Below are 11191 nucleotides of genomic sequence, written 5' to 3'. Positions count from 1 at the left end.
GCTGCTTTATACTCTTCCATGTTAGGAATTCTTCCCAGAATAGCAGAAAGCACAACTACTGGTGTAGAGGCCAACAGAGATTCACCTTTTTTACGGTCAGAATCTTCAACCACCCTTCCCTGGAAGAGACGGGTAGAAGTAGCCATTACGGTGTCGCCTTTAGCTGCTTTCTCCTGATTACCCATACACAGGTTACAACCCGGCGCTCGAGATACATCATATTTTCGTATTCGGTACGTGCTGCGCCTTTTGGAGCATTATCGTTGAATTCGAAGCCAGAATATTCTGCAAGATCTCCCAATCTCCCTCTACCTGCAATTCATCAATGATATTGTAAGTTGGCGCTGCCACTACAAGTGGTGCGTGGAACTCGACTTTACCATTCTGTTTTTCCAGGTTTTTGAGCATCTGGGAAACAATTTTCAGATCTCCTTTGTGTACCATGCAGGATCCAACGAAACCAAGATCTACCTTCTTCTCTCCGCCATAGTATGAAAGTGCACGGATAGTATCGTGGGTATATCTTTTTGCAACGTCATCGTTATTAACATCCGGATCAGCAATCATCGGTTCAGCGATGGCATCCAGGTCAATTACAACTTCAGCATAGTATTTTGCATTCTCGTCTGGTGTTAAAGCTGGTTTTTCACCTGACTTGATTTCTGCAATTCTCTTATCAGCTCTATTGATCAGTCCCTGAAGAACCTGTCTGCTGTTATCCATACCCTTATCGATCATGATCTGGATTCTGCCTTTGGCAATTTCCAGTGACTGGATCAGGGTATCATCTTCAGAGATACAGATAGAAGCTTTTGCTTTCATTTCTGCTGTCCAGTCAGTGAAAGTGAAGGCCTGGTCAGCAGGGAGTGTTCCGATGTGTACTTCGATGATTCTGCCCTGGAAAACGTTCTCTCCGGCAAATTTCTGCAGCATCTGTGCCTGTGTAGCATGTACCACATCACGGAAGTCCATGTGATCCTTCATTTCTCCTTTGAAGGTTACTTTCACTGATTCCGGAATTGGCATGGAAGCCTCACCTGTAGCCAGTGCCAGTGCAACAGTACCTGAGTCGGCGCCGAATGCAACACCTTTTGACATTCTTGTGTGAGAGTCACCACCGATGATGATAGCCCACTCGTCCACTGTAATATCGTTGAGTACTTTGTGGATTACGTCAGTCATGGAATGATATTCGCCTTTCGGGTCACGAGCAGTGATCAGACCAAATTCATTCATGAACTTCATGAGTTTTGGAATGTTTGCCTGTGCTTTCTTGTCCCATACAGATGCAGTGTGACAACCTGATTGGTAGGCACCATCTACAATTGGCGAAATCACAGTAGCTGCCATAGATTCCAGTTCCTGCGCAGTCATCAGACCGGTGGTATCCTGAGAACCTACGATATTTACTTCTACACGAACATCTGAACCAGCGTGTAATATTTTACCTGGAGTAGTACCAACAGCATTTCTGTTAAAGATCTTTTCAACTGCTGTCAGACCCTGACCCTCGTGAGAAATTTCTTTCGGCTGAGCAAATACAGGAGGAAGATCGATGTTGAGGAGTTTAGCGGCGATAGTCTGGATCTTTTTACCGAATACGATAGCATATGATCCGCCAGCCTTGATAAATTCCATTTTCTGCGGCGTAAGTGCCTTAGAGATATCGATCAGTTCCTTATCGCCATTATACAGTTTCTTCTTCTTAGTGTTGATAGTAAGCACTGTACCGGTAGCAACGGAGTATACTTCCTCGAGAATGTGCTCACCAGCTTCATTGCGAACCAGTTTACCATTTTCATCTACCTTTTTCACCCAGTTTTTGAGGTCGATACCGATACCACCGGTAACGTCAACAGTTGTGAGGAAGATAGGGGAGATACCGTTTGTACCACCTACAATAGGCGCAATGTTTACAAATGGAACAAAAGGACTTGCCTGTTTACCCGTCCAGAGGGCCACGTTATTTACACCGGACATTCTGGATGAACCTACACCCATGGTACCTTTATCAGCGATCAACATCACGCTCTTGTCAGGATGTTGTTCCTGCAGCTTTCTGATTTCAACCTGAGCTTCAGGAGTGATCATGCATTTACCATGCAGTTCACGGTCAGATCTGGAGTGTGCCTGATTGCCCGGAGAGAGCAGGTCAGTCGAAATATCACCTTCACCAGCGATAAAAGTTACTACCTTAATTTCTTCAGGTACATCAGGCAGTTTTGTGAAGAACTCAGCCTGCGCGTAACTTTCGATTATTTCTTTAGCTATTGGATTTTCGTTTTTGAATGCCTCTTTCAGACGGTCGGTATCCGCATCATAGAGGAAAACCTGTGTTTTAAGCACTTTTGCAGCTTCTTTTGCGATAGCTACGTCGTTACCCAGGGCCAGATCCAGCAATACTTCAATGGAAGGACCGCCTTTCATGTGAGATAACAGCTCAAAAGCAAAAGCAGGAGTAATTTCTTCCACCTTGGTTGTACCAAGAATGATTTCTTTTAAAAACTTAGCTTTTACGCCAGCAGCACTGGTGGTTCCCGGTAACACATTATAAATGAAGAAATTAAGAGAATCTTTCCGGTGCACATTTGTGAGATCTCTAATTTGTCCGATGATTTCATTTAGCAATTCTGCACCATCAATCGGCTTTGGATGAAGTTCCAGACCTTTTCTTTCTTCTATTTCCTTAAGATATTCATTATAACGGCTCATACAATTTTCTTTTTGAATGCGAGTCCGCAAAGGTAACTAATGTCTATAATATTACACAGTGATCTAAATAAGATCCCACTTTAATGGGGTATAAAAGACAGTTTTTCAAAAAGAGACAGGCATTATTACATTGCATTTCAAGATTATATGAATGCTGCTCCTCAAATTCACTCCCGATATCACCAATTCGTCAAAAGCTGATATTTAGCTGATTGCTCCGATTGGATAAGCGCTCACCAATAATCAATACATACGTTTTAAGGGAATGGAGTGTGGTTTAAGTAATTGAAATTGAGTAGTATGTATGGTTTATTTGCCTCAAAAATGTGTTTTACAAAGGAAAATAGAAGATATTGCTGATGACAGGCTCTGACTGCAAGCGTATACATCAGGTAAAGATTTATACAGACAGATCGGAGTTTTTCGATCTGTTTGGAGAAATTCAGTTTTATGAATTGTTTAACATAGGTGAGTGGAAATTAGCGCAATCTATAAAACAGCACTCCGGGAGTAAGAATGTTACAGCGGAAATGGATCGAAGAAAATTTTGATATGCGATTTTTGGAAATAACAATCCCGGAATAGGACAATTTCTTCTATTGAGATCATAGGACTTTTGTTGTAAATTATTTTACAGATGTCAGTAGAAAAACAAAAGATCTTAATTAAAGGCGCAACTATTCTGTCTATGGACAGTAAAACCAGCAATTTTCCTGTAGGTGATGTGTTAATAGAAGGAACAAAAATAACAGCAGTTGCAAAAGAGATTACAATAACAGATGCTGAAATGATCGATGCGGCAGGAATGATACTGATGCCAGGATTTACAGATGCACACAGACATGCATGGCAAGGTACACTAAGGAGGCTGATGCCTGATGTAAGTGATCTGATGAGTTATGTGAATGATGTCCATTTTGATATAGCCAGATATTACAGGCCTGAAGATATTTATATTGCTAACCTGCTTACTGCTTTGAGTGCAATAGATCATGGTATTACCACCATCATTGATGCTTCACATAACACCCGCAGTTATTCGCATGCTGTCGCTGCTGTTGATGCTTTGCAGGAGTCAGGTATCAGAGCCCTTTATGCTCCCGGCTTTCCACTCGGAGGAGAATGGGAACAGTCTTTCTGGACAGCTGGTCTGGAGCGCCTGCAAAAGAGAAGTTTTCCTCAGATGGACTGATACATCTGGGGGTATTTACACATATGGGAGTAGCAAATTGGGAAGTAGGCCGTCGGTTAAACGTTCCCATTATTACAGAGTTTTTGGGCAAAGAGCTTTCAGAGCTTTTAAAAGAACTACAGGCAAAAGGAGTGCTTGGACCGGATAATATTTTAATCACTGCACAGGGTTAACGGATGAGGCATGGCAGATCATGAGCGATTGCGGTGTAAAAGTGACGGTTGATCCCCGATCTGATGCTCAATATGGTTTGGAGGAAGGCGTATTCGCTTATCAACATGCCATTGATCACGGGATGAAGCCCGGTATTGGCACAGATCTGGAAACAGCATACGGTGGTGATATGTTTACAGAGATGCGTGTCGCTTTTTCTTTGCAAAGGGCTTTTGCACAAAATAAAAATATCATGGTGCGGAGAATTTTCCCAAACCTGTGAATTCCTTTGAAATACTCGAAGCGGCAACGATCAATGGAACAAAAATAGCCGGTTTTGGAAATGTTTCAGGAAGTATCTCGCCGGGAAAATCTGCGGATCTTATTTTAATTGATACGAATGCTGTTAATCTTTTTCCATCTAATGATGCAATAGGAACAGTTGTTCACGCTGCGGACAGAAGTAACATTGATACTGTAATGGTTGCGGGTAAAATCTTGAAATCAAAAGGTAAGCTGACCGGATATAATATCGGACGGATAAAGCAAGATGCGGAAAATTCTGTGGCTTATTTGTTAGAAAGGGCAGCCTATAAACGAGCATTGTAACCACAGCTTTGCTGGAAATATATATGGAGATGAAAAAAGAGCAAACGCCATACGTAATAACATCTATTGCTGAAATGCACCGGTATATGGGCTTGCCTAAACCTAAACATCCGTTGATAAGTGTATTCCGGTATGAGGATATAACCAACTACCAATTGACTTCAATGAAGCAGTTTGTAATGGCTTTCTTTTGTATCGCTATCAAAAGTAATTATACGGGAAAGATGAAATACGGTCAGCGTCATTATGATTATGATGAAGGCGTAATGGCCTTCATTTCTCCTTATCAGGTGCTTTCCCATATAAAAGATTCAGATGTTCCGATTAAAGGCGTTTGTCTCCTTATTCATCCCGATTTTCTGGCAGGATACCCCTTAGCCCGGCATATTAAAAATTATGGTTTCTTTTCTTATGAATTGGATGAAGCATTACATCTATCAGAAGATGAAGAGAAGGTTTTGAATGAAATTTTCAAAAACATAGAGCGGGAGTATCTTTTTAATATCGACAAGTTTAGTCAGGATGTGAGTATCGCACAGATTGAATTGCTTTTGCAATATAGTAACCGTTTTTACAATCGGCAGTTTATTACGCGAAAAGTAGCAAATGATGAAATTTTAATCCGTCTTGAGAATGTTTTAAATAATTATTTCGATCATGAAATTGCGTTGTTAAACAGTTTGCCGACGGTACAGTACATTGCAAAACAACTTAACGTTTCACCTGATTACCTTAGTGATATGCTAAAGAGCATAACCGGACAAACCACACAACAACATATTCATAATAAGGTGATTGAAAAAGCCAAAGAATTTCTTTCAGTAACTTCGTTGTCTGTGAGTGAAATCGCTTACCAATTAGGATTTGAGCATCCATCATCGCTTAATAAATTATTTAAGAGTAAAACGAACATAACTCCTTTGGAATTCCGGCGAAAGTTTAACTGAATGTTTATACCTTTCGGGTATTCAGATAGCTGCCATGGAAGGTAAAACCTGCTTTTACAAAACAATTACAGTGTTTAAAAAAATAAATGTAGAAACAGGCGTAAGAAAGGGAATCTGTGCTAATATCCATGAATAAAATTCTCCCGCATTAAATATTTAGAAATGAAATCAGCTTTTATACTTCAACATGCTTATGAGTTGGATGGCTGCGAAGAAATAAAATTTATAGGCGTGTATACTTCCAGTGAAGAGGCGCAGAAGACAGTTGAACGTTTAAGGGCACAACCCGGCTTTAAAAACTATCCCGATGATTTTCATATCACAGAATATGAATTTAATAAAGACCATTGGACAGGGGGTTTCTCAACCCTGATTACAATAATGGTAAAAGACACAAATGGAAACTGGCATCCAACAACCGCTGCCCGGGAGCCTGACAATACCTGTCAGATTATTGAAAAGTATGAGGACGACTCATTATGGGAGTTTAAAGACGGTGATATTGTGCGTTGTGAGCTATTGGATAATGAGTTACGCGCTGTTGAAAAGGTAGGGGCTGGTGAACAGGCGTAACAGATGTTCTAATTTTATTATTTGTCTGACTGTTGAAAGATGTAACAAAAGGTTTGGTATCTACCTCCGCAAATTTGTACATTTATACGCATTATTTTATTTCACATTGTCGAGTGCACAGTCATACGAGGAAAAAGAGTTGCTTGCCGCCATCGCCAAAGGGGATACCAAAGCCTTTGCCGCTGTATTTAAAAAATACAGAATGCCTGTATTTATGCACACACTCAGTATTATTAAATCTCCTGAAAGGGCAGAGGAGATCACACAAGATGTTTTTTTGAAAATATGGCATTATCGCGAGGGCTTAGATCAGCTGACTTCCTTCGAGAATTATCTATTCATTGTAACCCGCAACTATACCATCTCAGAACTACGCAAAAAATTCATTCCCACAGATCCGGAGGTAGATCAGGCCTATAGCTGGACACCGGAAAAACAACTTCAGTTTAAAGAGCTCAGCAGCCGCCTCCATGAAATTATTAACCGGCTTCCTCCCCGCAGGAAACAGGTGTTTGTCATGAGCCGCTTTGAAAATAAAACGCATCAGCAGATAGCTGATGAGCTGAAAATTTCGTCTGGGACAGTCAATCAGCAGCTGATGGCGGCTTTGAGCTTCATCAGGGCAGAACTGGCGGGTTTTCCGGAGCTCTGTCTACTACTGGTATCGTTGGGTTTCATCTTTTTTTAAAAAAAAGTGAATTCCGGATCTATGTACTTAAAAAAAATTGCGTCTTTATAGCTGAATAGGGCGCGCTAAAGGATAACATTATGAATGATGCTGCTATAAAGGAGCTATTGGATAAGTATCTGACAGAGACATTAACTGCAGATGAAGTGCTGCAGTTCCGGCAATTGCTGGAAGATGAAGCGCAGATGCAAGTCCTTGATGCTCAGCTGAAAGAGCTGTTTGATTTTCAGCTGCAGCAGGAATATTCACTTCCGGAAATAGATCAGCGGATTGAACAACATGTTATGTCCGCCATTCATCATGAATTACCTAAGCCGCTTTATCGCAGAATGCCAGTCCGGCAATGGATGGCAGCCAGTGCCGTAATATTATTACTCATACTGGCTGGTGGCGGATATTATCTGTCCACGCGTCAGCTACCTACACAAAATGTAAAGGTGCTGGCAGATATACAACCGGGGAGGAACGGTGCAATGCTGACCCTGGCAGATGGAAAAACCATAGTACTGGATTCACTCCGGAATGGTACAGTGGCATTGCAAGGGGGACAGGTCGTACAAGTACAAAATGGCGCACTCTTATATAATGGTGAAGGGAATGAAGTGGTGTACAACACAGTCTCTACTCCTAATGGCCGTCAATACCGGCTTGTTTTGCCTGATGGAACAAAGGTCTGGTTGAATGCAGGTAGTAGTATTCATTATCCGCTGTTGTTCCGTGGTGATAAGAGGAGTGTGGAAATTAGCGGGGAAGCATATTTTGAAGTAGCAGCAGATGCTGCCATGCCTTTCGTCGTAACAATAGATAAAAAAGAACTGATAGAAGTATTAGGGACCAGTTTTAATATAAAGGCATATAAAGAGGAAAACGGCATAGCCGCTACTTTACTGGAAGGCCGTATACGGGTTGCGAAAAATATGTTGCTGCAACCCGGTCAACAAGCCGTTCTCCGGGATGGTACAACAATGGTAAACAATCCTGATCCTGAAAAAGTAATAGCATGGAAAAATAATCTTTTTGACTTTGATGACAGTGATCTGAATGAAGTGATGCATCAGATCGCACGCTGGTATGATATAGAAGTGGTGTATGCGGGCTACCAACCGAATATACAGTTTACCGGTAAGATCAGCCGGAATATGACATTAAAAAACTTATTGAATACACTGGCAGTCTCAGGTGTGAAATGCCAACTGGAAGACAGAAAATTGATCGTCTTCCCCTGACTTAGCCAATAATATAAAAGACAAACAACCAATATTGCCGGGTAGTTGACGAACTGCCTGAGATGGGGTCTTTATTTTCAGAATCAACCAATTTCTAACAACTAAACATCACGAGAAGTGTATGCAAAAACATCGTTTTGCGTTCAGAATGTTCCGTAGTGGTCCTTTTCTAAATTTTGCTCCGGCAAGGCGGCTGACAGCATTGTTCTTTACTTTGTTATTACTGCAGACAGGTGCCGCCACTCAGGCCCAAACCGTTACACTAAAAGGGAATGCCCTCACTTTAAACAGGTATTTAAAGCTATTGAACAACAGACCGGGTATGTTGTGTTTGCTAACAAAAGTTATCTGAATGACACAAAAGGTGTCGCGATAGAAGCGAATGCAATGCCACTGAGGCAATTTATGGAAGCATGTACCAAAGACCAGCCGTTTGGTTTTACAATTGCTGATAATACAATCACGTTAACCCCCAAGGCAAAGTCTAAGTCCGGCGATAATGTTGTTCCTGTAAAAGATATCGTGGAAGGAAAAGTAGCTGGTGCCGACGGACAAGCACTGGAAGGTGCTTCTATCCGGATAAAAGGCAATACCAATGGTACATACACCGATAAAGAAGGCAAATTTTCCATAGACGCTTATGAGGGAGATGTCCTTATTGTGTCATTCGTCGGATTTGAATCGAGGGAATATAAAATAGGAACCAACCATTATTTTAATATTGTTCTGAACCGAACCAGCATCACCGCAGGAGAGGTCGTTATCTCCACCGGTTACCAGCAAAAGAAAGTCAGTGAAATTACGGGCGCTTTACAGACAATTAAAGGTGATGAGTTGCGTAAAGGGGTATCTACCCTCAATGCATTGGCAATGCTGAAAGGGAAGGCCAGCGGACTTTACATTGTTGAAAACGGAGGTAGCGTAGCTACAAGGGGACAGGTAGTTATGCGCGGACAGGCATCTATGCCCGATCAGTCCAATACTAATTTCGGCCCCTTACTGGTCATAGACGGTGTTATCAGCAATGTACCAAACCTGCAGGATATCGTTAATCCGAATGATATTGAAAGTATCACCATTCTGAAAGACGCCGCTTCTACCGCTATCTACGGATCCCGCGCAGCACAGGGTGTTATTGTTGTGGTTACCCGCCGTGGTGCTAACGGTAAGATGAAAATAGGATTGAACACAAGTTATGGTAAAGTGAAAAATAACAGATTGGTAAATTATATGAATACCAGTCAGCTGACTTCCCACATTCATAACTACATGACGTCATTATATGCGGCATCTCCGTCTTTAAATAGTATCTACGGTAGTTTTGATAACTATTTTAATACAACCCGCATTTATACGGAAGAAGATCTGCAGCAAAATTATGACTGGAGTAATAAAACATTTTACCCGGATGGTAATCAGAGTGATATCAATCTTTCCATGTCCGGAGGACATGAAAAAACGAAAGTCTACACTGCACTGGACTGGGCAAGACAAGACGGAACAATACTGGGGGATAACCTTGACAGGAAAGCTTTCCGATTGAACCTTGATCAGCGTATCAATAATAAACTTACGCTTAGTATCAATACCAATGTACTGATCGATAAGTATACCGCCTCCACTTCAGAGACACAGAATTACCTTTTCCTTCCATGGGTCACCCCTTACTATTCTAATGGTGCGTTGGCTGATTCTGTACCTAACTACATATACAATTCTTCAGGAAAAAGAGGCACTGTTTATTACGACAATCCCTTGTATTCCTATACTTATAATACTGCTATTACCAAAAGACAAAGTTATCTGCTCACGGGTAAGCTGAAGTATGATATCCTGCCTTGGTTGTCTATACAAACAACCAATACATTCCAGTATATCAATAACAACTTAAATTCCTATAAAGATCCACGGACCTACCGGGGGCGTTATGATGGTCCGGCAAATAACAGGATAGCTGTAAATGGCGCTTTGACAGTGTCAGATGACAGAACGAATTATTTCCTGACATCGAACTTAATTACTGCCAGCAAACAGTTTGGAGAGCATACTTTGACTGCTTGGCAGGCCAGGAATACGGAAAGACCAGTACAAGTTCCTTCGCGGTATCAGTATATAGTTCCCTATCCCGGAGAACGTACGTTAGGCGCTTTTCAGAATTATGGAACTTATATCAACAAGCTGTTCGGAACGATTGCAACTCCTTATGCGCCAGCTCCTGTTGAAAAGGCTCTTTCTCTGTATTTGGTGAACTGAATGATAGTTATAAAGAAAGAGACTTTGCATCAGCTTCATTGAGAAGGGATGCCTCTACCAATTTCGGTCGTAATAACAGATATGGTACTTTTTACTCGCTGAGTGCAGGATGGCTCCTTAGTAAGGAAACGTTATGAAATCTGTAAAACCAATCACTAATCTGAAACTAAGAGACGGCTTATGGAACCTCCGGCCGGAAGCTGGTGTGATTATCTCAATTTTACCACCTATGCAGATATATTCCGTTATAATGATGCAAATACTTATGGTTCCACTATTCAACGTTTAGGTAATGATCAGATTACATGGGAGACGACTTATACGACCAACATCGGGATGGATCTGGAACTTTGGAAGCGTGTGAACCTGAGTACAGATCTGTATAATCGCCGTAGCTACGGTTTGTTGCAGTCAGTACAGTTGCCCAACCTATATCGGTTTTGCTACACAGATCCGGAATATCGGTGAACTCACCAATAAAGGAATAGATATTAATCTGTCTACCATCAACATACAGACAAAGGACTTTAATGGATCACCGAATGAATATCAGCTTTATAAGAACAGACTGACTAAAAATATATGGTGACTCGCTGATCGATGGTTTTACAGGTAACTACTATCGATACAAAGGAGAAGACATTAACACCTTGAAAGCAATACCTTATCTGGGAGTGAATCCTGATAACGGAAGACCCTTATTCCAGCGGATGAATGCAGATAAAAGTATAGCCATTGTAGACTCCCTGCCATTGGCAAAAGCCGCAGGATTGCCAGAACTATATCTATATGGGATCTGCAACACCGAAATTCTTCGGTGCTTTACCAATACTTTTGT

12 protein-coding genes are annotated in these 11191 nt (G+C 41.4%); 10 read left to right on the top strand and 2 right to left on the bottom strand.

What is annotated here, in order from left to right:
• On the bottom strand, nucleotides 1-185 hold a 185-nt coding region (locus tag FEF09_RS32325; RefSeq protein WP_222597253.1), incomplete at its 3' end, for a hypothetical protein.
• A gap of 31 nt (nucleotides 186-216) precedes the next feature.
• Nucleotides 217-2712 carry a bifunctional aconitate hydratase 2/2-methylisocitrate dehydratase gene (locus tag FEF09_RS29080; protein WP_222597252.1) on the bottom strand — a complete coding sequence of 832 codons (2496 nt, stop codon included), beginning with the start codon at nucleotides 2710-2712 and terminating at the stop codon, nucleotides 217-219.
• A gap of 637 nt (nucleotides 2713-3349) precedes the next feature.
• On the opposite strand from FEF09_RS29080, the gene FEF09_RS29075 reads away from it, so the two are divergent.
• From FEF09_RS29075 to FEF09_RS32320, 10 genes are all read left to right on the top strand, one after another.
• Complete coding sequence (locus tag FEF09_RS29075; protein ID WP_146308328.1) at nucleotides 3350-3904, top strand: amidohydrolase family protein; 555 nt, start codon at nucleotides 3350-3352, stop codon at nucleotides 3902-3904.
• A gap of 193 nt (nucleotides 3905-4097) precedes the next feature.
• Nucleotides 4098-4340: a hypothetical protein gene (locus FEF09_RS29070; RefSeq protein WP_146308327.1), complete on the top strand. Its 243-nt coding sequence runs from the start codon at nucleotides 4098-4100 to the stop codon at nucleotides 4338-4340.
• Entirely contained in the window at nucleotides 4337-4666 is a 330-nt protein-coding gene (locus FEF09_RS29065) for an amidohydrolase family protein (protein WP_146308326.1), read from the top strand. Before FEF09_RS29070 ends, FEF09_RS29065 begins: the two co-directional genes overlap by 4 nt.
• A gap of 29 nt (nucleotides 4667-4695) precedes the next feature.
• Nucleotides 4696-5613, top strand: a complete 918-nt coding sequence (locus FEF09_RS29060; RefSeq protein ID WP_146308325.1) for a helix-turn-helix domain-containing protein — start codon at nucleotides 4696-4698, stop codon at nucleotides 5611-5613.
• A 162-nt stretch (nucleotides 5614-5775) separates the two neighbouring features.
• Nucleotides 5776-6186, top strand: a complete 411-nt coding sequence (locus FEF09_RS31180) for a hypothetical protein (RefSeq protein ID WP_186774606.1) — start codon at nucleotides 5776-5778, stop codon at nucleotides 6184-6186.
• A gap of 106 nt (nucleotides 6187-6292) precedes the next feature.
• Nucleotides 6293-6874: an RNA polymerase sigma factor gene (locus FEF09_RS29050; protein WP_146308324.1), complete on the top strand. Its 582-nt coding sequence runs from the start codon at nucleotides 6293-6295 to the stop codon at nucleotides 6872-6874.
• Nucleotides 6875-6954: 80 nt separating this feature from the next.
• Nucleotides 6955-8100, top strand: a complete 1146-nt coding sequence (locus tag FEF09_RS29045; RefSeq protein WP_146308323.1) for a FecR family protein — start codon at nucleotides 6955-6957, stop codon at nucleotides 8098-8100.
• Nucleotides 8101-8427: 327 nt separating this feature from the next.
• On the top strand, nucleotides 8428-10353 hold the full coding sequence (locus tag FEF09_RS29040) for a carboxypeptidase-like regulatory domain-containing protein (protein ID WP_146308322.1): 1926 nt from the start codon (nucleotides 8428-8430) through the stop codon (nucleotides 10351-10353).
• A gap of 180 nt (nucleotides 10354-10533) precedes the next feature.
• Nucleotides 10534-10821, top strand: coding sequence for a TonB-dependent receptor (locus FEF09_RS29035; protein ID WP_146308321.1), 288 nt, complete (start codon nucleotides 10534-10536; stop codon nucleotides 10819-10821).
• A 182-nt stretch (nucleotides 10822-11003) separates the two neighbouring features.
• A partial coding sequence (locus FEF09_RS32320; protein WP_222597251.1) for a hypothetical protein occupies nucleotides 11004-11191 on the top strand: 188 nt, incomplete at its 3' end.

Source organism: Chitinophaga pinensis, assembly GCF_007896845.1.
GTDB classification, from domain to species: Bacteria; Bacteroidota; Bacteroidia; order Chitinophagales; family Chitinophagaceae; genus Chitinophaga; species Chitinophaga pinensis_C.
This window is presented reverse-complemented; position numbering and strand designations above follow the sequence as displayed.

What these genes read in the sequence shown, in the direction of transcription:
- FEF09_RS29045 (WP_146308323.1), top strand. Translation starts at nt 6,955, where the DNA reads ATGAATGATGCTGCTATAAAGGAGCTATTGGATAAGTATCTGACAGAG.
- FEF09_RS29060 (WP_146308325.1), top strand. Translation starts at nt 4,696, where the DNA reads ATGAAAAAAGAGCAAACGCCATACGTAATAACATCTATTGCTGAAATG.
- FEF09_RS31180 (WP_186774606.1), top strand. Translation starts at nt 5,776, where the DNA reads ATGAAATCAGCTTTTATACTTCAACATGCTTATGAGTTGGATGGCTGC.
- FEF09_RS29075 (WP_146308328.1), top strand. Translation starts at nt 3,350, where the DNA reads ATGTCAGTAGAAAAACAAAAGATCTTAATTAAAGGCGCAACTATTCTG.
- FEF09_RS29035 (WP_146308321.1), top strand. Translation starts at nt 10,534, where the DNA reads ATGGAACCTCCGGCCGGAAGCTGGTGTGATTATCTCAATTTTACCACC.
- FEF09_RS29070 (WP_146308327.1), top strand. Translation starts at nt 4,098, where the DNA reads ATGAGCGATTGCGGTGTAAAAGTGACGGTTGATCCCCGATCTGATGCT.
- FEF09_RS29080 (WP_222597252.1), bottom strand. Translation starts at nt 2,712, where the DNA reads ATGAGCCGTTATAATGAATATCTTAAGGAAATAGAAGAAAGAAAAGGT.